Below are 26,578 nucleotides of genomic sequence, written 5' to 3'. Positions count from 1 at the left end.
TTCATCTGCGCCTGCTCGCGCAGACGGACAATGATTTGGTCGCGGCTGGCGAGATCGGCGGCGAGCGCCAGCAGCAGCCCCGCCAGCAGCGCAAGGCACAGGCGCGTCACGGCACGCCTCGCAGGCACCAGGCGTGCTCTCGCGTGCGCCGCTGCGCCAGTCCGGCGTTTTTCACGCCGTTGACGTAGATCCAGCGCGGCAGCTGATCGCACGCCGCGCGCCAGCGCTGCTGATTCAGCTCGCGCGCCAGCGTCGAGCGGCAGGCGGCGCCGGCGCCGACGTTAAAGGCGAAGCTCACCGCTGCATCCCAGACCGGCTGCGGCATCGTCACCGGCACGCAGCGGGCGAGCTGACGCTCGACGCGGATCAGATCGTCGACCAAATTGACCGCCGCCTGGCGCTCGTTGACCGTGCTCTGCGGCGTGACGCCGGCGGTATGGCCGATACCGTTGGTCCAGACGCCGGCGCTGCACTGATAGGGTGAGGTGCGGCAGCCCTCGGCGTCGGCCAGCAGCCGCAGCCCGTCAGAGGAGATTTTCAGGGTGGCGAACCGCGGCAGCAGCGCGGCAATTGCCACCACGGCGACCACGGCGCAGCGCTTAGCGATCTGACTCAAGGCTGCCTCCCTGCGCGCTGGCGCGCTGCAGCTCATAGGTTTTGCGGCGGTAGTGCCAGTTGATGAAAAAGGTCGCCACGTTAACCATCAGGGTGATCACCGCCACGCCGGAACCGACTAAAAACGCGATGTCCTGGATGGTGTGGCGGCCCAGCCACATCAGAAACAGGCTGACCAGGTAGTTAATCAGCGAGCTGGTTTTCTCCATCTTCAGTCCCACAGATTGACGGTTTCGCCTGTCGCGGCGTCTGGCAGCTCGGGCAGCGTCAGGGCATAGCCGTGCGGCAGAACCGCACCGCGCTCGGCGAGGCCGGGATTGGCGGCGTAAACCTGCTCTACCGCCTGCTGCGTGCGGCCGTAGTAGCGATAGCAAATCTCGTCGACCGTATCGCCCTGGCGGGCATAGATGTTCATGGCGATAGCTCTCCATCGGGCAGGCTAAAATGGTGCGTCACTCTTCTCTTTCTCCCCTTAAGGCGGCGAGCAGGCTCGCGTGTGAGCCGCTTCGCGGTTGTATTCGGCGGCGCCTGCGCGTCATCCGGCACTGCCAGTCTCCTCGCTGCAGGACCATGGCTCAACGTCCACCTGTTCGCTGAAACAGGGGTAAACAGGGAAATCGCGGCGCAAAAAAAAACGGCACCCAGAGGGTGCCGTTATCGCTTCACTGTTGCCGTGCCGGGACGGCGCGCGCATCAAGGGGAAAGGGTGGGGATCTGCCGCTTTGCAGCAGTCAGGCGATCGCTTCTCATTGCCATACCTGCGTTATTATTTATTAGTGGGTATCGCAGAAAACGAAACGGCGAACTGCTTGTTTTTTATCATCATATCGCCAGCAATCTCGGCGATTAAAGCGAGGGCCACTTCTCGGTCGCGCTCCCTGCAAACTCCTTCAGTGGTCAGTCTTGCAATAAGCTCAACGCGCTCAAGCATTACCTGTTCTTGTAAGTCAGTATCCACTTTCCCTCCCCCATTTTATAACTGTATATCTATACAGTATCACAGCATGCAATCTGATATAAAGAAAATTAACTGCGCAGCCTGTCTGGCTCAGGCCATTGATATTGCGCCTCTTTTATCTAACAGCGACTTAACGCAAATGTGAAAACAGGGCGGAAAAAGGGCGTTACGGCGCGCTGTTTTGCCGATAAAAAAAACCGTTCTGAGGGAGACAGGCGAGGTTTTTAACCGCCAGAGGGTCACCATGATTCAATGGCGCTAACCGGTCTGGCCGTCGCGCCCTCTGCGTACAGTTAATAACAGAACTCCAAGAGGCGTTGTCGACAGGAGAACGCGCCTGCTCCTCTTTGCGCTTCGGCACCAGCTTCCAGCTCACCAGCCGGGTCAGCAGCGGTTTTTCCGCGCCCATGGCGGTAAGGTAAACGCCTTTGATGCGCGTCATCTCTTCACCCCAGCTGTTGCGCTGCCCGGCAGATTGATACCAGCTGCGCACCGCCAGCTCATCGCGACGCACCAGCGGGCCGCCCTGCGCGTTGACGTAGGCGGCCCAGTCGCCGCGGTCGGCCGCCTCGCGCGCGTCGGCCAGCGTCTCGCTCATTTCACGCAGCCCCTCACCCTCCGTTATGCGGCGCAGCTCGCGCCAGACCGTCACCGGCGCGCCGCCGATAAACTGGAACTGCCGGATATGCCAGCGACTCGCCCAGGCGGATACCGCCGCCGCGCAGTCGCGCAGGCTTGCGCCGCTCTCATGGTCGCGCTCGCCGTCGAGCGCGTAGCCGTCGATATTTTTGGCGATATATTTAGCGATATAGCCGGTGGCGCTGCCCTTTTGTGGATCGATGGCCGTGATGTGAAAGCGCGCCCTGCGCGCTTTTTCGCTCTTCAGCTCGTCGTTGTCCTGCTGGCAGGCGTACTCTGTCAGGATCTGGCGCACCTGCGCCGCCTGCTGAGGGCGCATAAACAGCAGCAGATGCCAGTGCGGCGTGCCGTCATGATGCGGTTCGGCAACGCGAATGCCGAACAGGCGGATCTGTTCGCGGTGCAGTCTGGCGCGTACCTTCTGCCACAGCTGGCAAAGGTAGCGCTGCGTCTCCGCCGGGCTGGCGCCGCGCCATTTCGGGTTGTGCTGGCCGCTGCTGAGGGTGGCGTGATAGCGCGCCGGCGCGGTGAGCGTGCAAAACTCGCCGACGTAGCCCATTTCGTGGCAGATAGTTTCAAAGCCGCGGATGCGCGTCATCAGCTCGCAGCGGCGGATCGCCGGATTGGCGACGCTGCCGTCATGTTTATCGATCAGGCTGATGCGGTTGCCCTCTTCATCCTCCAGATCCATGCTCTGCAAAAAGTCGCGGGTGCGGCGTTTCTGCTCGCGCCATTCGGCGATGGTCGTGCGGCTGGCGTAAGGCGAGCGGGTTTTACTGACCTGCGCCAGCGCGATCTGCAGATGTTCGCGCCAGGCGGCGGCGAGTCGGCGCAGTCGCCCTTTCCACCATGTCTCCGCCTGCATACGCATAATGGCTGGCGTCGCCTCTTCCGGCGCGAAGAGGCGCGTGGTGATCTTGTCCCACAGCGGCGGCGTCTGGCGGAACTCGCGGGTAATGGTGGCGGCCAGCAGATAGAGCCGATGGCTGTAGCGCCAGTCTGATTCATCGCGGCTCTGCGCGTGCAGCTGCGCCAGTTCGGCGAAGATAAAGTGGGCGATATCGCCCGCCAACCGATCGACATCGGCGCGCGCCATATCGGCCAGACGGTTGAAGCGGCGCATCAGCTCCCACAGCGTGCCGGCCGCCGCCGCCGCGCCTTTTTCCTGCGCGGCGTGGCCACTCAGCAGCGCAGCGGTGCCGCGACGCATTTCCCCGAGTCGATACTGGGCGCCTGCCTGCTCCACGCGCGGCAGCAGGCGTTCGGCGAAGGTGGTGGTCAGCCAGGCGGCGGCCGCCGCCGTGCCTCTCTCCTTCTCCAGCTGGCCGTGACGCAGCCGGATAATGCGCTGCACCAGCGACGGCTGCTGCTCCAGCGCCGTCCACGCCTGCGCCTGCGCAGCGAACTGTCGGCTGCGCCGCTGCATCTCGGCGTGCGTCGGATAAGGCGAGGCGATAGCCTGACGCGGCGCGCGCCACGGCCAGTTTTCGTGCAACATCAGACGCCGCCCTGATAGTGGCGAGCGCGCCGTTCGGCCAGCTCCTGGCAGCCGACGCAGCGGGACACCCCGCTAAGGGCGCGGCGGCGCGCTTCAGGAATGGCGCTGTCGCACTCCTCGCAGAAGAAGGCGCTGATGCCTTTGGGCCGCTGCGTCACGGCGGCGATATCCTGCGCCAGCCGCTCCGCCTGGCGCTGCTGCGCAATATCCATGGTATCGACCATCAGTGCAGCTCCTCTGACTCATCGCGGTAGCGCTGCGCCTCATGGCGAATCAGCTCGGCGGCTTCGATGCCGTTAAGTCCCTGGCGGCTGATATGCGTCGCCATGGCGGCCAGACGCGCGGCGACCGCCTGTGCGCGGTCTTTGCGCTCGTCGGCGCGCGCCGCGGTTAGCAGGGCGTTGAGCGCCTCATTTTCAGTGCGGTGAATAGCGTGTTTCATCTCATCTCTCCTGAATGCGGGCAAAGGGAAGCCCGACGGGTTGACGTCATTAAGTTGCAGTGGGTGTTAGTTATTCAGACAGATATCGGTCGGCGTCGGAAAACGCGCGCGGCCAGCGCCGACCCCAGCGCACCATTTTGTTCATGGCGGCGATAATCAGCGCGCGCCGGGCTTCGTCGAAGGTTTCAAAATTCTGGCCGACCTCCTGCAGGCGAAAGCTGCCGGGCTTTTCCCGGTTCGCCAGCGTCAGCACGCAGAATTTGCATTCGTCATCCTGTTGGTTGAAGGCGACCAGCGCCGGATTACGGCTGTTGCTGCGCATCTGCCGCCAGCTTTTGCAGAACTCCTCAAAGCTCATGGCAGCCGCTGGTTGAGAGTGACTATTCATCATAAGTGAGTTAGTCCGGCTGAAAATTAACAGAAAAAGAGCCAGCCCGACCGGCGGCCCGTTCTGCCGCGTCGGCAGCGCGTTTTCCCCGGAGCGCATGTCGGCATAGGGCGCGCCCGTTTGCCGGCAAAAGGCCGTATTGCCTGATAAAAAGCGCGTCAGCACGCCGTTTAACGCTTACGGGTAATAAAAGAGCGCGCGCTATGGCATTTGTAATGTCGGGCTTCATAGGGCATCATCTCCAGTTAACGTAATGTCAGCGATATGCGATAACATTCACAACGCAGTGATGCTAATTCAAATATGTTAGTAACACAAGAGGAAGCTCAAAAATGTTAGTCACTAATTTTAACGGGAGCGGCGGGGCTATCCTCGACAGGCTGATTCAGGCCTATGGGTTCAAACAGAAATCGCAGTATGCCGACCATGTCGGGCTCTCTTCGAGCAACCTGGCAATGCGTTATAAAAGAGACGCTTTCCCGGCCGATCTGGTGGTGCAGTGTTTGATTGACACCGATGCCGAGCTGAACTGGATCCTCTATGGTCAGGGCGAGGCGCCCAGCGCGGTAAAAGCGCTGGCGGCGGAAAAAGGCAGCGAAAGCCACCCGATCAAAAGCCTGACCGAGATTGAGCGGGTTAAATTAACAAATGGTGAACTCAGCCCTGTCGATTTTGTGACTCTGGAAAGCAAACTGTTTCTTGATAAGGTGGCGGCCAACAGCAACCTGCTGGCGGTGATTGAAGGCGAGCAGCAGTACATCATTAACCGCAGCTATAAGGCGGTGGTGGACGGCAAATGGCTGCTGGATATTGAAGGCATGGCCAGCCTGCGCACCCTTGCTCGCCTGCCTGGCGGACGCGTCAGAATTAGCGGCGGCGACGCCGAGTTCGAATGCGCGCTGAATGAAATTGCCGCGACGGGTATCGTGGTGATGACGCTGATTTAACGGTGCTGCGCTTTCCCTGGCGATAAGCGCAACCCTTTAGCTCATTGAGCTGCCGTTATCCGTTACGCGCTATACTCCCCCGCTTTGTTCCCTGCTACGAGCGTACCCACAGCTATGATCGCCCGACTGAAATATCTTCTCCCGCTGCTTCTTCTTGCCGCCGCCCTCTGGTACTGGCTGACGCCGCACTACAGCAAAGAGGACGAGGCCTACTACGTCTCGGTGTTCTGCGCCATTCACCATGACGACAGCCGCCGCTTCGTGGCGGATATGCGCACGGTGATCGAAGGCGGCAACTCCGACTATGCGCTGCAAAAAATTCATTTTCAGCCGCGCCTCGGCCAACAGGTAGTGGATGCCTGGCAGCGCCTGAGCACGGCGCAACAGGCGCAGGTGCGCGCCGACGCCGGCCAGTGCCGCAGCCTGCTCTCCGCCGCGCTGAATTAAGCGCCTCGCTGACCCGCGCCATGCCGTTACAGGGCGAAATCTGCATGTTATCTTGTGGGTTTCGCATCATCTTTCAGGCACGTTCTTATGACAAAACTGCGGGTAGGCATTGTGTTCGGCGGCAAGTCGGCCGAGCATGAAGTATCGTTACAGTCGGCTAAAAATATCCTCGATGCGATCGATAAAACGCGCTTCGAGCCGGTGCTGCTGGGCATTGATAAACAGGGTCAGTGGCATCTGAACGACGCCTCAAACTTTCTGATCAATGCGCAGGATCCGGCGCTTATCGCGCTCAATCGCGCTGGCGAAAGCGTGGCGCTGGTGCCTGGCGCGTCGCAGCAGCAGGTAATTGCCCGCCAGAGCGGCGATGCGCTGTCGCAGATCGACGTGATTTTCCCTATCGTGCACGGCACGCTCGGCGAGGATGGCTCGCTGCAGGGGCTGCTGCGCATGGCGTCGCTGCCTTTTGTCGGCTCTGGCGTGCTCGGCTCGGCGGTCAGCATGGATAAAGACGTCACCAAACGTCTGCTGCGCGACGCCGGTTTGCAGGTCGCGCCCTGGATCAGCGTCACCCAGGCGCAGCGGCCGCGTCTTCAGGCAGCCGACGTGATTGCGCAGCTGGGGCTGCCGCTGTTTATCAAACCGGCTAATCAGGGGTCGTCAGTAGGCGTCAGTAAAGTCGACAGCCTCGAGGCGTTCAGTAGCGCGCTGGATCTCGCCTTCTCCTTCGACCGCAAGGTGCTGATTGAGACCGGCATTAAAGGGCGGGAAATCGAGTGCGCGGTGCTGGGCAACGACGAGCCGCAGGCGAGCCCGTGCGGCGAAGTGGTGGTGCACGACGCCTTCTACTCCTATGAAACCAAATATATCAGCGAAACCGGCGCGCAGACCCAGGTGCCCGCGGCCATTGACGCAGAGCGCAGCGAGGCGATCCGCGCGGTGGCGATCAGGGCGTTTCAGGCGCTGGAGTGCAGCGGCATGGCGCGCGTCGACGTCTTCCTGACCGAGGCGGGCGAGATTATCGTCAACGAGGTCAATACCCTGCTCGGCTTCACCAATATCAGCATGTATCCCAAGCTGTGGCAGGCGGCGGGCGTCAGCTATCGCGATTTGATTAGTCGCCTGATCGAACTGGCGCTGGAGCGTCATCAGCAGAGCAGCCAGCTAAAAAGCAGCGTGTAGCCGCTAGGCTACCTCGCCCGCCAGCGTCAGCGTGCGGTAGGCGGGCGAGGTCTGGTTACGCCCGTTGCGCTTGGAGAGATAGAGATTTTTATCCGCGGCGGAGACCAGCTGATTAATCACGCTGTGCCAGTCGCGCTCCTCGCCCGCGTGCCCCTGCGCCAGTCCCAGGCTGACGGTCACGGTCACCGTGTTGCCCTGCAGCCAGAACTTCTCTTTGCCTATCGCCTGACGCACCGCCTCCGCCAGCTGAAACAGCTGCGCGGCGTGGGCGTCGAACAGCACGATGGCGAACTCCTCGCCGCCGAACCGGCAGATGCGCCCCTGGCTGCCCACCACTTTTTGCATCCGCAGCGCAATCTCCTCCAGCACGCCATCGCCCGCATCGTGGCCGAAGTTGTCGTTAATCGCCTTGAAGTAGTCGACGTCGAGCAGGATCACACCGACGCTGCGCTGGGCGGAGAACGGCTCCTCTTTCAGGCTTTCGTACAGGCCGGAACGCGACAGCAGCTGCGTGAGAAAATCGTAGTTGGCGCGCAGCGCGAGCCGCTGGTTGAGCTGGCGCACCGCATCCATACTGACGGCGACGATCAGCGGGCTAATCGCCACGGTGGCGACGCCGAGACGCGCCGAGGTGAGATGGCTTAACGGCAGCAGGTTGTCATTGCCCTGAATGTTCATCACGCCGTGCGAGACCAGCACAATTTCGGTGATGCCGGTCAGCAGGATCACCAGGCTGGTTACCGGGATCGGCAGGACGATGGCGCACCAGATCAGCGCCGGCACCGGAAACGTCAGGCTGCCCGCGCCGCCGATCATCGCGCCCACCACCAGCGACAGCAGCACGCTGAGCACCGGTAGCCATTTGCCCGGCGCCAGCAGCGCGGCGAACGACAGGCTGCGCCAGCCGCGCGCCAGCAGGAACGGCAGCAGCATCAGCCCGGTGGAGAACTGTTCGCTAAACCAGTCGCCCCAGGCGGTGGCGAAGCGGACGTCAAAGCTCATATCCTGCGCCAGTCCGCCCCAGGTGGCGCAGGCAAAGGCGGCCAGCAAACAGGCGGGAAAGATGCGCAGCGCATTGCCGAGCTGGGTGCGGCTGGAATCGCGCAGGTAGTGCCTGACCAGCATCGAGACGGAAATAATGATAAACAGCAGGTTGGCGATATTGAGCGTGACCGCAGGCCAGGCCCAGCCGGAGAAAACCGTGTCGTTCACCACCATCGCGGCGAAACTGGCAAGGTAGTAGCGGATGCGGTGAAGATAAGGGTGTCGCACGATAACCGCGGCGACGATGGCGTTTACCGGCCAGAACAGCGACAGCTCGGCGGGAATACGCAGATGGCTGCCTAAAAAGCAGAACAGCAGCGTCAACAGAAACAGCGAGAGGGCATTTTTTTTAGTCTGGTGCTCTGCAAACAGCTTAACGCGCATAGGTCTGAACCCTGTAGCCTGTAAATTCCCCGCTCCCTGCCCGTTCTGGACGATCGCCGCACGCCATTAAACCGCACTTGCCGTTCGGGCAATCAGGTGAATAAACGGCAGGGATCGACGCTACTCGCGATGTGGGTAGCGCCGTCTGGCTTTGGGCGCGCCAATTATGCCCTAAACAGGAAAAAACCGGCTATCCGAGATATCTGATTTTTAATACAGCCGGCCAGGGTGCGACGGCGGGTGGCAAGGCCCGATCGCAAAGACGCAAAAAACGGCATCCTTGCCAGCTCGGCCCGCAACATCCCTGTTGCGGGACGCTTTGCTCTTCGTGCCCTGCCACCCGCCTGGTTGAACGCTGTGCGGCCTGAAAAAGCGAAACAGCGCTACTTCACCGCCACCGGCCACTGGCTCAGGCGAATGCCGCGCTGATCGGCGCTGTCGCCAAAATCTTTCAGCACTGCCTTTACGTCGGGATCGAGATAGCGCGCGTTGTCATGATCGACAATCACCACGCTGTTCTCCGGGATCTCCGCCAGCAGCCCCTGCAGTTTCGGGTTGTGCAAGAAAGTGAGGTTCTGCTGAAAGCGCAGCACATAGTGATCGTCGTAGCGCGTCAGCTGCAGCGCGTTACGGTGGCTCTTATAGAGGCTGAACAGCATCTGCGTCGCCAGGCCGATACCGATGCCCGTCAGCATGCCGAACAGGATAATGCCGCCGATGGTGGCGAGGAACGGCACAGACTGCTGCGCGCCCAGCCGGAACTGCTCGACGAACAGCCGCGGCGGCGCCAGCTTATAGCCGGTGTAGAGCAGCACCGCCGCCAGGCTGGCCAGCGGAATGGCGTTCAGCAGATCGCTAAACCAGAGTCCGCAGATCAACAGCAGCACGCCGTGGATCAAGATCGAGAGTTTGGTCTGCGCGCCGGTGCTGACGTTCACCGAGCTGCGCACGATCACCGCGGTAATCGGCATGGCGCCCAGCAGCCCGGCACTGAGGTTGCCGATGCCCTGGGCGAACATCTCGCGATTGGGCGACGGCGGCGGATTCTGCGGGCGCAGCTTCTTCAGCGCCTCCTGGCTCAGCAGCGTCTCGAGGCTGGCAACCAGCGCCAGCGTCACCGCCACCACCCAGACCGCCGGGTTTTGCCACGCGTTCCAGGTCGGACGCTCCAGCTGCGCCGCCAGCGCGGAGAGGCTGTCGAACGCTGGCAGCGCAATGCGCGCCAGCTGGTCCGCCATCTCCGGCATTACGCGCCCGCCGAAAACGGTAGCGGCGCAGCCGAACAGCACCGCGACTAGCGGGCCGGGCACCCAGGCCAGCGCACCGACGCGCTTCACCAGCGGCGTGGTCCAGAGCCAGAGGATCGCCAGACTGCCGCCCGCCACCAGCATCGCGGGCGCCGAGAAGGTGGTGGCGCCGCTGGCGAAGCCGGCCAGTCCGGCGTCGCCCTCAACGCCAAACGCCACCGGGATCTGCTGGATAATCAGCAGAATGCCGATAGCCGCCAGCATTCCCTTAATCACGCTGCCGGGCACCAGCGAAATAAAACGGCCCGCGCGCAGCAGGCCGAGACCGCACTGCATCAGGCCCGCCAGCACCAGCGCGGTCAGGAAGGCGCTAAAGCTGCCGAGGGTCTCGATCGAGGCGACGACAATCGTCACCAGCCCCGCCGCCGGGCCGCTGACGGCAAAGCGCGACGGGCTTAACGCGGTGACCAGCAGCCCGCCGATCACCCCGGTCAGCAGCCCGGCGAACGGCGGCAGCCCGCTCGCCTGCGCGATACCCAGACAAAGCGGCAGCGCCACCAGAAACACCACCAGACCGGCGGGAATATCCTGACGAAGCGTATTCACATTCATGGCGAAGATTCCTCTGCGGATTGCTGAATTAACTCTTTAAGATGGCCCGACTGCAGATCGTACACGCAGCCGAACAGGTCTAGTGGCTGACCCGCGCGCCAGGCCTCGCGCACCGGCGCGGTGGCGGCCAGGTGGGAAAACTGCGCCAGCACGTTGACCTCCACCAGGCGGTTCAGGGTTTCGGCCGACGCCGCCTGCTCGCTGGGGACCTCCGCGCCCAGCGCCTGGCGCAGCGCGGCGATGCGGCGCGCCAGCGCCGAGCTTTCCTGCGCCAGCGGCGTGTGCGGCAGATCGAGCGCCGCCTGAACGCCGCCGCAGCCGTAGTGGCCGCACAGCACGATGCGTTTTACGCCGAGATAGAGAATGGCGTACTGCAGCACGCTCATCAGGTTATCGTCGCCGTCCACCACCATGTTGGCGATATTGCGATGGACGAAAAGTTCACCGGGATGCGATCCGGTCAGGACCTCGGCCGGCACGCGGCTGTCGGAACAGCCTATCCAGAGGGAGTGCGGTTTTTGTTGATGGAGATATTGTTCAAAATAGTCAGGATTACGCTCGCGGCGCTGAAGCGCCCAGCTGCGATTTTTCGCTAATAAAGGTTTCAGTGTCGTCACAATCGTCTCTCTCAACAATCGGGCAGAAGGTATCCAGGCAACAGAGGCAGTGAACCTGCTCACAGATAAACGTGAGCGGTTGGCGAATTAACGCAGCAGGTCACAGAAAACGTTTATAGACGTTTATGAATCAATACGCACCCGCAATTTTATTGCAGGCCAGAGAGGTGCGCTTTTTGTCAGTTATTATTCAAGACAGGTAAATATCAGGTAAAGCTAATACAGAGGAGTCAGCCGTCGAATAGCGGTCATTAAAAATAAAAATTATATTTATCAACAAGATAAATAAAACACGCAAAAACAAAGCCTGCTTTCCTGACAAATATTTACAACAGGCTGCGTGAGCAGACTAGCCATATTGATTTACAAACGGCCCTTATATACAGAATAGTCCGAATTGCATTCTTAACCATTAGCGTTAAAAACTGGCAACCGGGCAAAAAGGCAGTGCGATCCGCTTAATAACAGCGTGTTTAAAAGTAAGAGATAATAAAATTAATTCGCAGGGATATAATTACCTGGAAACGTAAATATCGGCGCGCAAAATAAAGAGCCTGCTGGCGCAGGCTCTTTCGCTTGACGAATTATTTACCGTTCCAGGCTTTCAGCTGCGCGTCGCGCGTGGAGAGCTGCTGCTGCGGCGTCAGCTTGTTGTAGTTTTCCGCCATGCCGCTCTCCCAGTCGCCATACAGCGGATTGGGCAGCACGATAAACTGGGTGCCGAATCGCTGGTGATTCTGGCTGACAAAGGCGCGACGCTGCGCGTTGCCCTGATGCCAGGTCGCCGCGCCAAAGTCATTCAGGTTGTCGCCGACATAGAGCACCACGTTATAGCCCGCCGCCTGGATGGCGTCGAAGCGCGCCTGCTTGTTGGAGCTGCCGGTGCTGAGACGCACCGTCTGCGCGTTGGCCTGCGGGAAGCCGAGCTGCGTCAGGTTCGCCACCGTGGCGTCAAAATCTTTCTGGTCGCGGTTCGACACGTAGAACAGCGTGCCGCCGTGCGAGGTGACGTAGCGGGCGAAATCGACCGCGCCGGGCACCGCCAGCGCCTGCTTCGCCTGGGTCCACGTCGACCAGCTCTGCGCGCTGAACGGCTGGCCGTTTTTCGCCTGCCAGGCGCTGTAGGCGCTGTTATCGATCATCGTCTCATCGAGATCGACAATCACCGCTTTGGGCTTGCCGGTCAGCGAGGGCGCGGCGTCGAAGGCGAGGCGCGCGCCGTTAAAGGCCTGCCACGTCAGCGCCTGGTACTCGCCGGACTGCTGAAACCAGTTCAGCGCCAGCACCGACTGCTGGCCCAGCTGCTGCTGCGCCTTCTGCGCCGACTGCGAGGCGCAGCCCGACAGCATCAGCGCCATCAGTCCGCTGGTCAGCAGCGTTGCGGTCATTTTCATGTTGTTGTCCTTAAGCCGGAAAGTGGGAAGAGGTAACGCTTTCAAAATGTAGCAGTTAACCTAAGATGAATGCAGCCTAACGCCTCAGAGGAGATTCATATGGGAATCCGCGTACGCTCTACCCTGCTTGATGCGCTGGAGTGGGTTGAATATGCTTTCCAGCCTGCAGGCGAAGCGCCGCCCGACGATGTCGCCTACGGCCATCAGCGCCACAGCGCCATCGTGGTGGATGACGAAGCCAACGTGCCGCCGAAAAGCTGCGAGTCAGACGGTATTATCGGTCTGGGCGCGCGCCCGGTGGCGGTCTACACCGCCGACTGTCTGCCGGTGCTGATCGCTGACAGGCAGCAGCGGCGCGTGGCGGCGGTGCATGCGGGCCTGAAAGGCACGCTGGCGGGCGTGCTGGATCGCGCCGTGGCGCGGCTGTGCGAAGCGGGCAGCACGCCGGATGCGCTCGTCGTCGCCATCGGTCCGGCAATCGCGCCCTGCTGTTACGAGCTGGGCGAAGAGATGCTGACCCCCATCGCGCAGCGCCTCTCTGGCCCGCTGGCGCACTGCTGGCACCGCGAGCAGCCGCGCAATGCGCTGGCCGTCAGGCCGCAGGCGATCGGCACGCAGCACGGCATCTGGTTTAACCTGCCGCAGCTGGCGACAGCGATCCTGACAGAGGCCGGCGTGCCGGCGGCGAATATCGAAAACGTCGGCTTTTGCACCTACTGCATGGCAGAAGCGGGCTCGAGCTATCGGCGCAACACCCACTTCAACAGCGGCTATCAGTCGCGCTTTTCCTGGATCCGCCGCCGGGGCGACAACGCGCTTTTTTGATGCGCCTCACAGCGCGGTAAACTTTCACTTTTTTTTAACATCACCGCGGCTACAGTACACTCATCCGACCACTTACTCTGAGTGATGCCGCCGTGAAGAGTCACGCCTACCCTGCCCTGTTCGCCCCGCTCGATCTGGGCTTTACCCAGCTGCGCAACCGCTTTCTGATGGGTTCGATGCACACCGGACTGGAAGAGCACCCTGATGGCGCGCAGCGCCTCGCCGCGTTTTACGGCGAGCGCGCACGCGAAGGGGTGGCGCTGATCGTCACCGGCGGCGTGGCGCCCGACGCGCACGGCGTGGCGATGAAGCATGGCGCCACGCTCACTTCGCCCGAGCAGTGCGGCTGGCATCGCGCGATCACCGACGCTGTGCATGCGGAAGGCGGCAAAATCGCCCTGCAGATCCTGCACACCGGCCGCTACAGCTACCAGCAAGATCTGGTGGCGCCCTCGGCGATCCAGGCGCCGATTAATCCTTATCTGCCGCAGGAGATGAGCGAGCAGGCGATCCTGCAAACCATCAGCGACTTCGCCCGCTGCGCGCGGCTGGCGCAGCAGGCAGGCTACGACGGCGTAGAGATTATGGGCTCGGAAGGCTACCTGATTAACCAGTTTTTAGCGCCGCGCACCAACCGCCGCAGCGACCGCTGGGGCGGCGACGCGACGCGACGCCAGGCGTTCGCACTGGCCGTCACCCGCGCGGTGCGCGAAGCGGTCGGCCGCGACTTTATCGTGATTTTCCGCCTGTCGATGCTGGATCTGGTGGAAGACGGCAGCTCGCTGGAGGAGACGCTCACGCTGGCGACCGGGCTGGAGAAGAGCGGCGTCACGCTGTTCAATACCGGCATTGGCTGGCACGAAGCGCGCGTGCCCACCATCGCCACCTCGGTGCCGCGCGCGGCCTTCGCCGCAGCGGCGCGCCGCCTGCGCCAGCACGTTGCGGCGCCAGTGATCGCCACCAACCGCATCAATCATCCGCAGGTCGCCGAACAGCTGCTGCAGAGCGGCTGCGCGGATATGGTGTCGCTGGCGCGCCCGTTTCTCGCCGACGCCGCCTTTGTCAGCAAAGCGGCGCGCGGCGCGGCAGAGAGCATCAATACCTGCATCGCCTGCAACCAGGCGTGCCTTGACCAGATTTTCGTCGGCAAGGTGACCTCTTGCCTGGTGAACCCGCGCGCCTGCCACGAAACCCTGATGCCGGTGACGCCGTGCGCCGTGCCAAAGCGGATTGCGGTGGTCGGCGCCGGTCCGGCGGGTATGGCGTTTGCGCTGCAGGCAGCGCAGCGCGGCCATCGGGTGCGGCTCTATGAGGCTGATGAAACGATTGGCGGCCAGTTCAATATTGCGCGTCAGATCCCAGGCAAAGCGGAGTTCAGCGAAACCCTGCGCTACTTTAACCATCAGCTCGCCGCCGCTGGTGTGGAGGTGCGAACCCGCTGGCGGGCGACGCCGGCGGATCTGGACGAGGCGGATGAGGTGGTGCTGGCAAGCGGCATTCAGCCGCGCACGCCGCCGATCCCGGGCGTCGATCACCCCAGCGTGCTCAGCTATCTCGAGGTGCTGCGCGACAAAAAAGCGGTGGGCCGACGCGTCGCCATTATCGGCGCGGGCGGCATCGGCTTCGACACCGCCATGTTTCTCTCGCAGGCTGCGCAAGAGAACGACCTTGACCATTTTTGCCGTGAATGGGGCATCGACCTGACGCTGTCGCAGCGCGGTGGGGTGCTGCCCGCGCAGCCGCAGCCCGCCGCGCGCGATATCTGGCTGCTGCAGCGCAAGCCGGGCAAACCCGGCGCGGGATTAGGCAAAACCACCGGCTGGATCCACCGCGCCGCGCTGCAGGCGCGCGGCGTACGCATGTGGGGCGGCGTAGAGTATCTGGCGATTGACGATCGCGGGCTGCATCTGCGCCGCGACGGCGAGGTGGACATCCTGGCGGTGGATAATGTGATTATCTGCGCCGGTCAGGAGCCGCAGCGCGAGCTGGATGCCGCGCTGCGCGCGCGCGGCAAAGTGCTACATCTTATCGGCGGCGCCGACGTGGCGCTGGAGCTGGACGCGCGTCGGGCGATCGCCCAGGCGGTGCAGCTGGCGCTGACTATCTGATCAGCGCATCTTCACCGCGCGCAGCACCACGAACTTCTGATTCGAGGCCACCAGCGTACAGTTGCCGAACAGTTTTTTTAGCTTGTGGTGGTAGTCGAGGTGGCGGTTGCCGACGATGCGCAGCTCGCCGCCGTACTGCAGGCAGCGTTTGGCGTCGCGGAACATCTGCCACGCCAGGTGATCGGTGACGGCGTGCTGCTGATGGAACGGCGGGTTGCAGAGCACGGCGTGCAGACGGTCTGACGGATAGCCGCTCAGCACGTTGTTGACGCGAAAGACGCAGCGCGTCAGATCCTGCGGCCGGTTCACCTCGACGTTGAGCTGGCTTGACGCCACCGCCATGTAAGACTCATCGAGAAAATGCACTTCAGCCTGCGGATTGCTCTCCAGCGCCATCAGGCCAATCACCCCGTTGCCGCAGCCGAGATCGACGATCTCGCCTTCGATATTTTCCGGCAGATGCTGCATAAAGAAACGCGCGCCGATATCCAGCGAGGCGCGGGAGAATACGTTGGCGTGGTTATGGATCTGATACGGCGTCTCATCCAGCGGCCAGACGGTGGTGGCCGGCTGCGGCGCCAGCGCGGGCGCGCTAAAGTGGGTGTAGATCAGTCGCGCCTTTTTCCACGCCAGCGAGGTGCGGGTGTCGCCGAGGATCTTCTCAAACAGCTGCAGCGTAGAGTTGTGGATCTCTTTGGCGCGCGCCGCCGCCAGGATCACCGTCTCGGCGGTTACCACTTCGCGCAGGGCGCGCAGCTGCTGTTCCAGCAGCGCCAGGGTTTTCGGCACCTTGATCAGCACCGCGGCCGGCGCGGCGGGCAGCGCGTCGAGGCTGCTGAGGAAATGCACTTCGCCGTCGTCGAGTTCATTGAGGCGCAGGTTTTGCCGCGTCGCCTGCTGGCTGAGCCAGGAGTCGCTGACGTGCCAGACCGGGCGCGGATTAAGCGCGCAGGTGAGCGCGCCAAAGCTGTCGTTGAACACCAGCGTCGGCCCTTCCGGCAGCGTCTGTTGCAGCAGATATTCATCCGCCGCATCCCACGCCTGAAGCGGACTCTCTTCGCGCATTTGCGGGAAACGATGCAGGATCAGGGTGCGATCCACTAGTTCAAGTTGGCTCATGAATTCTCCGGCTGGTACAATCTGGCTGTTTTACGCCCCAAAAGGGGGGCGCAGTATACTGTCTTTCGCCGGGAATCCCTAATGTCCTCACTTATCTATCTGCAGGGTTATCCTGAAAATATCCTGCAGCAGGTTCAGACGCTGATTGACCATCAGAAGCTGGGCGCGTTTCTGCAGCAGCGCTATCCCGACACCCACGATATCGTCAGCGATAAAGCGTTATATGACTATACCCAGGCGCTGAAAAATCGCTTTATGCGCAACGCGCCTCCCATCAGTAAAGTGATCTGGGATAATAAAATCAAGGTGATGAAGCATGCGCTGGGGCTGCACACGGCGGTGTCGCGCGTGCAGGGCGGCAACCTGAAGGCGAAAGCGGAGATCCGCGTCTCGACCTTTTTCCGCCTCGCACCGGAGCCGTTTCTGCGCATGATCGTGGTGCACGAGCTGGCGCATCTGAAAGAGAAAGAGCACGACAAAGCCTTCTATCAGCTCTGCTGCCATATGGAGCCGGACTACCATCAGCTGGAGTTCGACGCCCGGCTCTGGATGACGGATCAGGCGATGCGCGGCAACGCGGCCTAGAGAAACTCCTGCGCTTTCTGGATCAGGCTGGTTTTGGTCAGCGCGCCGAGAAAACGCTTCTCCTGCGGATTGTTCAGCACCGGCAGACGCTCCAGCGTGACGCGGGCAAACGCCTCCCACCCTTCGCGCATGCTCTGGTTCTGGTAGACAAAGGGAAAGTTGTCATCCATTACCGTGGCGACCGGCGAATCCAGCGTGATCTCCTGCGCCAGCACCTTACGCGCGATGTCGTGGATCGACACCACGCCGAGAAAGGCGCCCGCCGCGTTAATCACGTAAACGTAGCGCTCGCGCTTGAGCGAGCTGACCGCCAGCGCCTGCCCTACCGACTCCTGCGGCTGTAGCGCCGCGCCCGGAATAATCAGCTGCGACACGCGCATATTGTCGAAGTCATATTTCGCCTCCGAGCGGTTAAAGTGGTTGCCGACCACCGGATAGGTACTGGCGGACTGCAGGCGATAGACCACCATTGACGCCAGCACGGCGGCGATCATCACCGGAAAGAGCAGCGAGCTGTTGAGGGTCATCTCCAGCACCATCAGCATCGCCATCAGCGGCGCCTGACTGACGGCGGCCAGCACCGCCGCCATGCCGATGGCCGCGTAGAGCAGCACGTTGCTGAGCGGCAGATGCAGCGCCGCGCCCAGCGTCGCCAGCGCCACGCCGAGCAGCGCGCCGATCAACAGCGACGGCGTAAACAGGCCGCCCACCGCATTGGAGCCGACTGACAGCGTGGTCGCCAGCGTCTTTAGCAGCAACAGCAGCAGCAGGCCCGGCAGCAGATAGTCGCCCGCCATGATTTTGACGATCACTTCGTAGCCGTTGCCCAGGATATCGGTGGAGATCAGCGCCAGCAGCCCCACCGCCACTCCGCCCGCGCCCAGCCGCAGCGGCAGCGAACGGATATGGCCGAACAGCGCTTTGCTGCGCGCGATAAGCTTAATCAGCAGCCAGCCCGCCAGTCCGGCGGCCAGGCCAATGACAACCGTTAGCAGCAGGCTGCTTACGTCCATCTGAAAGCTGGCCTCCGCCAGCGGATAGAGCGCGCTGCGAAAGCCGAGCGACCACATGGTCATCACGGCGACGGAGGAGGCGATCACTAGCGGAATCAAACGCTGCAGCGCTGAGATGCCGAAGGCAATTTCGGCGACGAAGATCGCCGACGCCAGCGGCGCGTGGTAGACCGAGGAGAGCCCGGCGGCGGCGGCCATCGCCACCACGTCGCTGTTCTTCAGGTTGAGCGAGGCGGGTAGCCAGCGGCCCAGCACGCTGCCGCACAGCGCGGAGAGTTGCACCATCGGCCCCTCTTTACCGATCGAGGCGCCCGATCCGATGCTGGCGATGGAAGAGAGCGCGCGAAACAGCGAGGTGCGCGTTGGCACCGCGTCGAGCCGCGCGTTAATCACTTCCAGATAGTCGGTTTTGACCGTCTGCTGCTGTTCGATGCTCACCGCATAGCGCAGGAAAAAGCCCGCCAGCACGCCGCCCGCGCCGACCAGCAGCGGCCAGAAGATCCACGGCCAGACGTGCATTGCCACGGTGATCTCGCTGTCGCTGTTGAACAGCAGGCGGTTAAGCAGTTCGATCACGCCGCGAAACGCCAGCGTCACCAGCGACGCCGCCAGGCCGACCGGGATCGCCACCAGCAGCGTGGTCCAGTTCAGTGCGTGTTTACTTCCTTTCAAGCGTTTCTCCACTTTTTTCAGCCAGTCGCCGTTACTATGGCGCGATTCCCGCTTGCGGGATATATACCATAAAACGGAACAAGGAAGCTGGCGGAAGCCTGAAAGGCGACAGGCATGAAAGGGCTGGATAGAGGTCGCAGCGAATTTCTATGCGATACGCCTCTTGTTTTTATAAGCTGTAGCTTATAGAATTTTTATAAGCTACAGCTTATAAGGATATTCTATGTGGACTGTGCTTTTCGGCGAGATATTCGATGCGTGGTTCGAAGACCAGGAAGAAGCTTTGCAGGAAAAAATCCTTGCCGACCTCATCAACCTCAGGACGTATGGACCCACGCTGCCTCGGCCTTATGCGGATACGGTTAAAGGATCGCGACACAAGAATATGAAAGAACTTCGTATTCAATACGCAGGAAAGCCGGTACGCGCCTTTTTCGCGTTTGATCCCGTGCGCAGAGCGGTCATTCTTTGCGCAGGTGATAAAAGCAATGATAAAAATTTTTACCCGCGCATGATACGTATCGCCGACGATGCATTTACGGCGCACCTGAACAATATGAAGGGGAAACTATGAGAACACTCGATGATGCTATTGCTGCACGCTCTGCGGAAAGCCAGCAGCGCATACGCGATATGGCAGACGAGATGGTGCTCGAAACCGGCCTGCAGATGATGCGAGAAGAACTGCAACTGTCGCAAAAAAACGTTGCGGAAGCGATGGGCATCAGCCAGCCCGCGATTACGCAGCTAGAGCAACGCGGCAACGAGCTGAAAATTGCGACGCTTAAGCGCTACATTGAGGCAATGGGAGGTAAGCTCAGCCTGGATGTGGAATTGCCTTCCGGCAAACGCATCGCTTTTCACCTCTGAACAGCATGGGTTATTTCTCTCCCGGAACCTGTCGTCTGTGCCTGACTGGAAGGCGGATCGCATAATCAATTTGCCTTTACTATCAGCGCTTGCGCCCGGTGCCCGGCGTGCTACTCTGCCGCTATTTGCCGCAGGAGAGCCGACGTGATCCGTTTTGCTATTGTGGGAACCAACTGGATAACGCGCCAGTTTATCGATGCCGCGCACGAAACCGGCCATCTGCGCCTGAACGCCATCTATTCGCGTTCGCAGCAGCAGGCGGAAAGCTTCGCCGGGGACTATCCCTGTCAGCATCTCTTTACCTCGCTGGAGGCGCTGGCTGCCTCCGATCTTATCGATGCGGTTTACCTGGCAAGTCCCAACGCCCTGCACTGCGAGCAGGCGCTGCTGTTTATGTCACACGGCAAGCACGTGATCTGCGAAAAGCCGCTCGCCTCCAACCTGCACGAGGCGGAGCGGATGATCGCCTGCGCCCGTCAGCATCAGGTGGTGCTGTTCGAGGCGTTTAAAACCGCCAGCCTGCCTAATTTCACGCAGCTGCAGCAGGCGCTGCCCGCCATCGGCCCACTGCGTAAGGCGCTGTTTAGCTACTGTCAGTACTCGTCGCGCTATCAGCGCTATCTCGACGGCGAGAACCCCAATACTTTTGATCCGCGCTGGTCCAACGGCTCAATCATGGATATCGGCTACTACTGTCTGGCGACGGCGGTAGCGCTATGGGGCGCGCCACAGGCGGTAAGCGCACGCGCGACGCTGCTGGCGAGCGGCGTTGACGGCCACGGTAGCGTGCTGCTCGACTATGGCGACTTCGACGTCACGCTGCTGCACTCCAAGGTCAGCGATTCGCGCATTCCCAGCGAAATTCAGGGCGAAGCGGGCTCGCTGCTGATCGAAAAAGTGTCGGAGATGCAGGCGATCAGCCTGGTGCCGCGCCACAGCGCCGCCCAGGTGCAGGATCTCAGCCAGCCGCAGCATATCAACACCATGCTCTATGAAGCCCAGCATTTTGTGCAGCTGGTGCGCCAGCGCCATGTCGATCATCCGGGGCTGGAAAGCGCGCGCATCACCGCCGCGCTGCTGACCGAAATCCGCCGCCAGACCGGCGTGGTTTTCCCGGCTGACGGCCGCGCTGTGTAAATATGTCTAAATATGAATGGCCCGCTCTTGCCTCTTTCCCGGCCTGCGCCTATCTTAACGGACAGCAAAGGGGAGTAACTTGTAAGCTGTACGATCGTCATTACGATGCGTAAGCATCCGGTCGTCAGGCAACCCGGAATCTGATTCTGCGTTGTAAGTGAGACCTTGCCGGAAGGCGAGGTTTGCTTACAACCCTGTAAAGCGGCTGACGTCTTCTGACTTCAGCCGTTTTTTATTTCAGGGCAGGAAACGCTATGCAGACAGTAGGAACGCCTCTTCTCTGGGGCAGCTTCGCGGTGGTAGTGCTTATTATGCTGGCGATCGATCTCTTGTTACAGGGACGTCGCGGCGCGCAGACCATGAGCTTTAAACAGGCGGCCGTCTGGTCGCTGGTGTGGGTATCGGTGTCGCTGCTGTTCAGCGCCGCTTTCTGGTGGTATCTCGAGGGCAGCGCCGGGCGCGAAGTCGCCACCACGCAAACCCTGGCCTTTTTAACCGGCTATGTGCTGGAAAAAGCGCTGGCGGTCGATAACGTCTTTGTCTGGCTGATGCTCTTCAGCTACTTCTCTATCCCCGCCGCGCTGCAGCGCCGCGTGCTGATCTACGGCGTGCTGGGCGCGATTGTGCTGCGCACCATTATGATCTTCGCCGGAAGCTGGCTGGTAACGCAGTTTAGCTGGATCCTCTATCTGTTCGGCGCTTTCCTGCTGCTCACCGGACTGAAGATGGCCTTCTCGAAAGAGGATGACGAAAACGCGGTGGGCGATAAGCCGGTGGTGCGCTGGCTGCGCAAACACCTGCGTATGACCGACGCGCTGGAGGGCGAGAAGTTTTTCACCCGCAAGAACGGCGTGCTGTTTGCCACGCCGCTGCTGCTGGTGCTGATTATGGTCGAGCTGAGCGACGTCATCTTTGCGGTCGACAGCATTCCGGCAATTTTCGCCGTGACCACCGATCCCTTTATCGTGCTGACCTCTAACCTGTTCGCCATCCTCGGCCTGCGCGCGATGTACTTTCTGCTGGCCAACGTCGCCGAGCGCTTCTCGATGCTCAAATATGGTCTGGCGGTGGTGCTGGTGTTTATCGGCGTGAAGATGCTGATCGTCGAGTTTTACCATATCCCGGTCTCCTTCTCGCTGGGCGTGGTGGGCGCGATCCTGGGGTCGACGCTGTTGATCAACGCCTGGGTGAATCGCAAAAGCGACCAGAAAAAGCTCTCGCAATAATCCGCTACAGGGGCAGGTAATGCCCCTGTTTTATTTTGCCAGTCACCAATGCGACATTTCATCCCTCTGTCACATCTTCTTCATGCAGCATAATAGAAATCCGATCCACCTCGCACCGACAGAATTATCTCTTTCTTCGTCCGATCTTTTCCTTATACTCCGCCGGGCAAACCGCTTCAGGCGCGTTAATCGACGCCCTCTGAAGCCACATCCCGCTACAACGTAAAGAACAATTATGCAGAACTCATTTTCCGGTCGTCTGGGCGCGCTACTCGCAGGAAGCCTGGTGAAACAAATCATGATAGGGCTGGTGGCCGGCGTGGCGCTGGCCTGGGTCTCGAAGGATGCCGCGCTGGCCGTCGGCCTGCTGGGCGAGCTTTTCGTCAGCGCGCTGAAGGCTGTTGCGCCGCTGCTGGTGCTGGTGCTGGTGATCGCCTCGATCGCTAACCATCAGCAGGGGCAGAAGAGCAATATCAAGCCCATTATCGCGCTCTACTTGTTGAGCACCTTTTTCGCGGCGGTGGTCGCGGTGGTGTTTAGCCATCTGCTGCCGCAGACGCTGACGCTGGCGGTCGGCACAACGGAAATCACGCCGCCGTCGGGCATTACCGAGGTGTTGCGCGGCCTGCTGATGAGCATGGTGGCGAACCCGATCACCGCGCTGATGCAGGCGAATTACATCGGCATTCTGGTATGGGCAATTGGCCTCGGCCTGGCGTTCCGCCATAGCGCGCAGAGCACGCGCGATCTGCTCAATGACGCCTCGAACGCCGTGACCTGGCTGGTGCGCTGCGTGATCCGCTGCGCGCCGATCGGCATTTTCGGCCTGGTGGCATCAATTCTGGCGTCGACCGGCTTTGGCGCGCTGTGGCAGTACGCCCATCTGCTGGCGCTGCTGCTGGGCTGCATGGCGCTGATGGCGCTGGTGGTGAACCCGCTGCTGGTTTACAGCAAGATCCGTCGCAACCCCTACCCGCTGGTGTTTACCTGCCTGCGCGAGAGCGGCGTGACCGCCTTCTTTACCCGCAGCTCGGCGGCCAATATTCCGGTGAATATGGCGCTGGCGAAACGCCTGAACCTGGATGAGGATACCTATTCGGTGTCGATTCCGCTGGGCGCGACCATCAGCATGGCGGGCGCTTCTATTACCATTACCGTGCTGACGCTGGCGGCGGTGCATACGCTGGGGATCAGCGTCGACGTGCCGACGGCGATTCTGCTGAGCCTGGTGGCCTCGCTGTGCGCCTGCGGCGCATCCGGCGTAGCGGGCGGTTCGCTGCTGCTGATCCCGGTCGCCTGCAATATGTTTGGCATTCCCAACGATCTGGCGATGCAGGTGGTGGCGGTCGGTTTTATTATCGGCGTGCTGCAGGACTCTGCCGAAACCGCGCTGAATTCCTCGACCGATATTCTGTTTACCGCTGCGGTGTGTCAGGCGGAAGCCGAGCGCGAAACCAGCCGGGCTTGATCGTTCAGATAGCTCAGTAGCCTAAAGAGCGGGTGGCAGGGTCCGAAGAGCAAAGCGTCCCGCGCCAGGGAAGGCGCGGGCCGAGCGAGCAGGGATGCGTTAAGCGACTTTGCGATCGGACCCTGCCACCCGCGAAGGGCTCAAGATTAACAGACAGCAATGGCGACCTTCAGGTCGCCATTTTTTTGCCCGACAAACTATAACGTCACGCCGCTTTTAAAAATCGCCAGCTCGCGGAAATCGTTCTTCTCGTTGTTGGTCAGCTCGCCGCTGGCAATCGCCACGATGGTGTCGACGAAATCCGCCAGCAGCGCCTCCATGCTCATCCCTTCCAGCAGACGACCGGCGTTAAAGTCGATCCAGTGCGGCTTCTTCTCCGCCAGCGGCGAGTTGGTCGCCAGCTTCACCGTCGGCACAAAGCCGCCGTAAGGCGTGCCGCGCCCGGTGCTGAACAGCACCATATGACAGCCCGCGCCCGCCAGCGCGCTGGTGGCGACCGCGTCGTTGCCCGGCGCGCTCAACAGATTCAGACCCGGCGTCTTCAGGCGCTCGCCATACTTCAGCACGTCGACCACCTGGCTGGAGCCCGCTTTCTGCGTGCAGCCCAGCGACTTCTCCTCCAGCGTGGTAATGCCGCCCGCTTTATTACCCGGCGACGGGTTCTCGTAAATCGGCTGCTGATGGTCGATAAAGTAGCGCTTGAAGTCGTTAATCATCGCCACGGTCTTGTCGAACGTCGATTCGTCTCGGCAGCGGCTCATCAGGATGCGCTCCGCGCCGAACATCTCCGGCACCTCGGTCAGCACCGTGGTGCCGCCGTTGGCGATCATCTGATCGGAGAAGCGTCCCAGCAGCGGGTTGGCGGTAATGCCGGAGAAGCCGTCGGAGCCGCCGCACTCCAGACCAAACTTCAGCTCGCTCAGCCTGCCCGGCTGGCGCCTGTCGTGACGCATCACCTCATACAGCGCGCGCAGACGTTCCAGCCCCGCCTCTACTTCATCGTCGTGCTGCTGGCACACCATAAACTGAATGCGGTCGCTCTCCGGCAGGCCCAGCGTCTCGCGGAAGGCGTCCACCTGATTGTTCTCGCAGCCGAGGCCGATCACCAGCACCGCGCCGGCGTTGGGATGACGCACCATATTTTGCAGCATGGTGCGCGTATTTTCATGATCCTGGCCCAGCTGCGAGCAGCCGAAGGTGTGGCTAAAGAGAAAGGCGCCGTCAGTGCCCGCCGCGTTGTCGGTCTCTTTGAGGAAACGCTGCAGGATCTGACGCGCGATGCCGTTCACGCAGCCCACGGTCGGCAGGATCCACAGCTCGTTGCGGATGCCGACGTCGCCGTTGGCGCGGCGATAGATCTGCACCTCGCGATCGCCCGGCTGCGGCGGCACCTCAACAAACTCCGGCTGATAGTCGTACTCATCCAGATCGCTCAGGTTAGTGCGCGCGTTGCTGGAGTGGATCACTTCGCCGGCCGCGATCGGCTGCGTGGCGTGGGCGATCGGCAGCCCATACTTGATCACCAGCTCGCCCTCGGCGATGGGCCGCAGCGCGAACTTATGGCCGCGCGTCACCGCCTGCTGCAGCTGCACCGATCTCTGCTGCAGATCGATGGTCTGCCCTGCTTCTAAGTCGCGCAGCGCCACGGCGACGTTGTCCTGAGAGTGAATCTTAATCGCGTCTTGCATAGCTTTATCCCAGTGTGCTCAACGCCTCACGCATGCCGTGGGCGATGATATTTTGCAGGTGTCGGCTGACCTCGGCCACCAGCTGCGGCTGCCGGGTCAAATCTTCTCCCCAGTGCTGCGCGTCGCTTAACACCTCGCGCACCAGCTGTTCCGGGGAGATCTGGTCGTTATTAAGGGCGTGCCAGTTTTTTTCAAAGCGCGCCAGCCAGTGCGCGTCATCCTGCAGCGGCCAGCTTTTTTCCGCCGACGCGCCGCGATAGAAGGCGATCAGCGCCGCGAGCGCGAAGGTCAGGCGCGGCGGCCAGACGCCGCGCTGCGCGTGCGACGCCAGCAGCGGCGTCAGCAGACGCGTGCGGAACTTGGTCATGCCGTTGAGCGCGATAGCGAGCAGCGCATGGCGGATAAAGGGATTGCGGAAGCGTCGCTCGACCGCATCGGCGAAGGCGTGCAGCTCGCTGCGCGGCAGATCCAGCGTCGGGATGATCTCCTCGCGCAGCAGGCGATCGACGAAGCCAGCAATGGCGGGATCCGCCATTGCATCGCCGACGCTCTCCAGACCGGCCTGAAACGCCACCGGCACCATCGCGGTGTGCGCGCCGTTGAGGATCGCCACCTTCTGCGCCTTCCACGGCGCGATATCCTCGACCTGACGCACCTGCGGCGCCAGCGCGTCGAGCTTCAGCTCGTCGAACAGCGCGCGCGGCCCCTGCAGAATAAACTGGTAGTAGACCTCGCCCGCCACCAGAAAACGATCCTCATAGCCGAGCTGGGCGGCGAGCGCCTCGCTCTCCTGCGGAAAGCCGGTCACGATACGGTCCACCAGCGTGTTGTAGAACACGCAGTGCTGCGTCACCCAGGCGGCGAAGCGTTCCGGCAGCTGCCAGTGGCGCGCATAGCGCAGCACCAGCTCGCGCAGGGCGTCGCCGTTATGGTCAATCAGCTCGCAGGGCACAATCAGCCAGCCTTTGTCGGCGGCGCCGCTGAAGTGCTCGAAGCGCGCCCACAGCAGCTGCGTCAGCTTGCCGGGAAAGCTGGATGCGGGCGCATCCGCCAGCTGGTCGCCTTCCGCGAAGGCGATGCCCGCTTCGGTGGTGTTAGAGAAAACGAAGCGCATCTGCGGCGCGCGCGCCAGCGCCAGAAAGTCGTCATGCTGGGTATAGGGCTGGATCTCGCGGTTCAGACTGCGGATCAGACGCGTTTCGCTGACGCGCTCGCCCTGCTCGTTCAGCCCGCGGATCAGCGTGGTATAGAGCCCGTCCTGCTGGTTCAGGCTGTCGCTGACGGCGCGGTTGCGCGGCCGCACCACCACGATGCCCGCGTCGGTGCCCTGGTGCTGGTTCAGCCAGTCGAGTTGCCAGTCGATAAAGGCGCGCAAAAAGTTGCCTTCGCCGAACTGGATCACGCGCTCGCTGTAGATCGCGCCGGGGAAATCGTGACGGTTTAGCCGCTGCAT

The 26,578-nt window shown here is 61.6% G+C and carries 27 protein-coding genes; 12 read left to right on the top strand and 15 right to left on the bottom strand.

Going from position 1 to position 26,578, the window contains the following annotated elements; all coding sequences use genetic code 11:
* Positions 1-106: 106 nt before the first annotated feature.
* From MC269_RS02485 to MC269_RS02475, 3 genes are read right to left on the bottom strand one after another with little or no spacing between them, the layout of a single operon-like run.
* The gene (locus tag MC269_RS02485; RefSeq protein ID WP_239953703.1) at positions 107-616 is read right to left on the bottom strand and encodes a lysozyme; all 510 of its coding nucleotides are present in this window, start codon (positions 614-616) and stop codon (positions 107-109) included.
* Complete coding sequence (locus MC269_RS02480) at positions 600-824, bottom strand: HP1 family phage holin (protein WP_081140833.1); 225 nt, start codon at positions 822-824, stop codon at positions 600-602. Before MC269_RS02480 ends, MC269_RS02485 begins: the two co-directional genes overlap by 17 nt.
* 2 nt (positions 825-826) lie before the next feature.
* Positions 827-1,030, bottom strand: coding sequence for a tail protein X (locus tag MC269_RS02475; protein ID WP_081140832.1), 204 nt, complete (start codon positions 1,028-1,030; stop codon positions 827-829).
* An 81-nt stretch (positions 1,031-1,111) separates the two neighbouring features.
* Here MC269_RS02475 and MC269_RS02470 point away from each other — a divergent pair, with 81 nt between their 5' ends.
* The gene (locus MC269_RS02470) at positions 1,112-1,465 is read left to right on the top strand and encodes a hypothetical protein (protein WP_239953701.1); all 354 of its coding nucleotides are present in this window, start codon (positions 1,112-1,114) and stop codon (positions 1,463-1,465) included.
* A gap of 274 nt (positions 1,466-1,739) precedes the next feature.
* Here the strand turns inward: MC269_RS02470 and MC269_RS02465 are convergent, their stop codons facing one another.
* From MC269_RS02465 to MC269_RS02450, 4 genes are all read right to left on the bottom strand, one after another.
* On the bottom strand, positions 1,740-3,710 hold the full coding sequence (locus MC269_RS02465) for a replication endonuclease (RefSeq protein ID WP_239953699.1): 1,971 nt from the start codon (positions 3,708-3,710) through the stop codon (positions 1,740-1,742).
* Positions 3,710-3,934: a TraR/DksA C4-type zinc finger protein gene (locus MC269_RS02460; protein ID WP_239953697.1), complete on the bottom strand. Its 225-nt coding sequence runs from the start codon at positions 3,932-3,934 to the stop codon at positions 3,710-3,712. The genes MC269_RS02465 and MC269_RS02460 overlap by 1 nt, the downstream gene beginning before the upstream one ends.
* The gene (locus MC269_RS02455) at positions 3,934-4,152 is read right to left on the bottom strand and encodes a DUF2732 family protein (protein WP_239953695.1); all 219 of its coding nucleotides are present in this window, start codon (positions 4,150-4,152) and stop codon (positions 3,934-3,936) included. Before MC269_RS02455 ends, MC269_RS02460 begins: the two co-directional genes overlap by 1 nt.
* A gap of 70 nt (positions 4,153-4,222) precedes the next feature.
* Positions 4,223-4,705, bottom strand: coding sequence for a hypothetical protein (locus tag MC269_RS02450; RefSeq protein WP_239953693.1), 483 nt, complete (start codon positions 4,703-4,705; stop codon positions 4,223-4,225).
* A gap of 167 nt (positions 4,706-4,872) precedes the next feature.
* Here MC269_RS02450 and MC269_RS02445 point away from each other — a divergent pair, with 167 nt between their 5' ends.
* The 3 genes from MC269_RS02445 to ddlA all read left to right on the top strand — a co-directional run bounded on the left by MC269_RS02445 (position 4,873) and on the right by ddlA (position 7,116).
* Positions 4,873-5,487, top strand: a complete 615-nt coding sequence (locus tag MC269_RS02445) for a phage repressor protein CI (protein ID WP_081140827.1) — start codon at positions 4,873-4,875, stop codon at positions 5,485-5,487.
* A gap of 114 nt (positions 5,488-5,601) precedes the next feature.
* Positions 5,602-5,934 (top strand): hypothetical protein, encoded by a 333-nt coding sequence (locus MC269_RS02440; RefSeq protein ID WP_239953691.1) that lies wholly within the window; start codon positions 5,602-5,604, stop codon positions 5,932-5,934.
* An 87-nt stretch (positions 5,935-6,021) separates the two neighbouring features.
* Positions 6,022-7,116: a D-alanine--D-alanine ligase gene (gene ddlA / locus MC269_RS02435; protein WP_239953690.1), complete on the top strand. Its 1,095-nt coding sequence runs from the start codon at positions 6,022-6,024 to the stop codon at positions 7,114-7,116.
* 3 nt (positions 7,117-7,119) lie between these two features.
* Here ddlA and MC269_RS02430 read toward each other — a convergent pair whose 3' ends face one another.
* The 4 genes from MC269_RS02430 to MC269_RS02415 form a co-directional block, all read right to left on the bottom strand.
* Positions 7,120-8,544: a GGDEF domain-containing protein gene (locus MC269_RS02430; RefSeq protein ID WP_239953688.1), complete on the bottom strand. Its 1,425-nt coding sequence runs from the start codon at positions 8,542-8,544 to the stop codon at positions 7,120-7,122.
* 383 nt (positions 8,545-8,927) lie between these two features.
* Complete coding sequence (locus MC269_RS02425) at positions 8,928-10,397, bottom strand: SulP family inorganic anion transporter (RefSeq protein WP_239955049.1); 1,470 nt, start codon at positions 10,395-10,397, stop codon at positions 8,928-8,930.
* Between the two features lie 2 nt (positions 10,398-10,399).
* Entirely contained in the window at positions 10,400-11,020 is a 621-nt protein-coding gene (locus MC269_RS02420) for a carbonic anhydrase (protein ID WP_239953686.1), read from the bottom strand.
* Positions 11,021-11,604: 584 nt separating this feature from the next.
* Positions 11,605-12,414: a 5'-nucleotidase, lipoprotein e(P4) family gene (locus MC269_RS02415; RefSeq protein ID WP_239953684.1), complete on the bottom strand. Its 810-nt coding sequence runs from the start codon at positions 12,412-12,414 to the stop codon at positions 11,605-11,607.
* Positions 12,415-12,513: 99 nt separating this feature from the next.
* Between MC269_RS02415 and MC269_RS02410 the strand changes: the two genes are divergently transcribed.
* Both MC269_RS02410 and MC269_RS02405 read left to right on the top strand, forming a co-directional pair.
* A complete protein-coding gene (locus MC269_RS02410) occupies positions 12,514-13,239 on the top strand; it encodes a polyphenol oxidase family protein (RefSeq protein ID WP_081140820.1) in 726 nt (241 codons plus the stop codon).
* Positions 13,240-13,331: 92 nt separating this feature from the next.
* Positions 13,332-15,347 (top strand): NADPH-dependent 2,4-dienoyl-CoA reductase, encoded by a 2,016-nt coding sequence (locus tag MC269_RS02405; protein WP_239953682.1) that lies wholly within the window; start codon positions 13,332-13,334, stop codon positions 15,345-15,347.
* Here the strand turns inward: MC269_RS02405 and rlmG are convergent, their stop codons facing one another.
* Positions 15,348-16,466, bottom strand: a complete 1,119-nt coding sequence (gene rlmG / locus MC269_RS02400; protein ID WP_239953680.1) for a 23S rRNA (guanine(1835)-N(2))-methyltransferase RlmG — start codon at positions 16,464-16,466, stop codon at positions 15,348-15,350.
* An 81-nt stretch (positions 16,467-16,547) separates the two neighbouring features.
* Between rlmG and MC269_RS02395 the strand changes: the two genes are divergently transcribed.
* On the top strand, positions 16,548-17,051 hold the full coding sequence (locus tag MC269_RS02395; RefSeq protein WP_081140818.1) for a M48 family metallopeptidase: 504 nt from the start codon (positions 16,548-16,550) through the stop codon (positions 17,049-17,051).
* Here MC269_RS02395 and MC269_RS02390 read toward each other — a convergent pair.
* Positions 17,048-18,736 (bottom strand): chloride channel protein, encoded by a 1,689-nt coding sequence (locus MC269_RS02390; RefSeq protein ID WP_239953678.1) that lies wholly within the window; start codon positions 18,734-18,736, stop codon positions 17,048-17,050. The two genes, MC269_RS02395 and MC269_RS02390, sit on opposite strands and share 4 nt — an antisense overlap.
* Before the next feature lie 223 nt (positions 18,737-18,959).
* Here MC269_RS02390 and MC269_RS02385 point away from each other — a divergent pair, with 223 nt between their 5' ends.
* The 5 genes from MC269_RS02385 to sstT all read left to right on the top strand — a co-directional run bounded on the left by MC269_RS02385 (position 18,960) and on the right by sstT (position 23,437).
* Positions 18,960-19,310 carry a type II toxin-antitoxin system RelE/ParE family toxin gene (locus MC269_RS02385; protein WP_239953677.1) on the top strand — a complete coding sequence of 117 codons (351 nt, stop codon included), beginning with the start codon at positions 18,960-18,962 and terminating at the stop codon, positions 19,308-19,310.
* Complete coding sequence (locus MC269_RS02380; RefSeq protein WP_239953675.1) at positions 19,307-19,606, top strand: helix-turn-helix domain-containing protein; 300 nt, start codon at positions 19,307-19,309, stop codon at positions 19,604-19,606. The genes MC269_RS02385 and MC269_RS02380 overlap by 4 nt, the downstream gene beginning before the upstream one ends.
* A gap of 144 nt (positions 19,607-19,750) precedes the next feature.
* Positions 19,751-20,743, top strand: a complete 993-nt coding sequence (locus MC269_RS02375; protein WP_239953673.1) for a Gfo/Idh/MocA family protein — start codon at positions 19,751-19,753, stop codon at positions 20,741-20,743.
* A gap of 254 nt (positions 20,744-20,997) precedes the next feature.
* Positions 20,998-21,969 (top strand): TerC family protein, encoded by a 972-nt coding sequence (locus MC269_RS02370; RefSeq protein WP_239953670.1) that lies wholly within the window; start codon positions 20,998-21,000, stop codon positions 21,967-21,969.
* A gap of 235 nt (positions 21,970-22,204) precedes the next feature.
* Positions 22,205-23,437, top strand: coding sequence for a serine/threonine transporter SstT (gene sstT / locus MC269_RS02365; protein ID WP_081140814.1), 1,233 nt, complete (start codon positions 22,205-22,207; stop codon positions 23,435-23,437).
* Between the two features lie 197 nt (positions 23,438-23,634).
* Here sstT and MC269_RS02360 read toward each other — a convergent pair whose 3' ends face one another.
* Complete coding sequence (locus tag MC269_RS02360; protein ID WP_239953668.1) at positions 23,635-25,125, bottom strand: UxaA family hydrolase; 1,491 nt, start codon at positions 25,123-25,125, stop codon at positions 23,635-23,637.
* 4 nt (positions 25,126-25,129) lie between these two features.
* A complete protein-coding gene (locus MC269_RS02355; RefSeq protein ID WP_239953666.1) occupies positions 25,130-26,578 on the bottom strand; it encodes a tagaturonate reductase in 1,449 nt (482 codons plus the stop codon).

Origin of the sequence: Pantoea sp. Z09, assembly GCF_022394795.1 — a bacterium.
In the GTDB taxonomy this organism is placed as follows: domain Bacteria; phylum Pseudomonadota; class Gammaproteobacteria; order Enterobacterales; family Enterobacteriaceae; genus Pantoea; species Pantoea latae.
The sequence above is the reverse complement of the archived record's forward strand: the minus strand, read 5'-3'. Positions and strand labels throughout refer to the sequence as shown.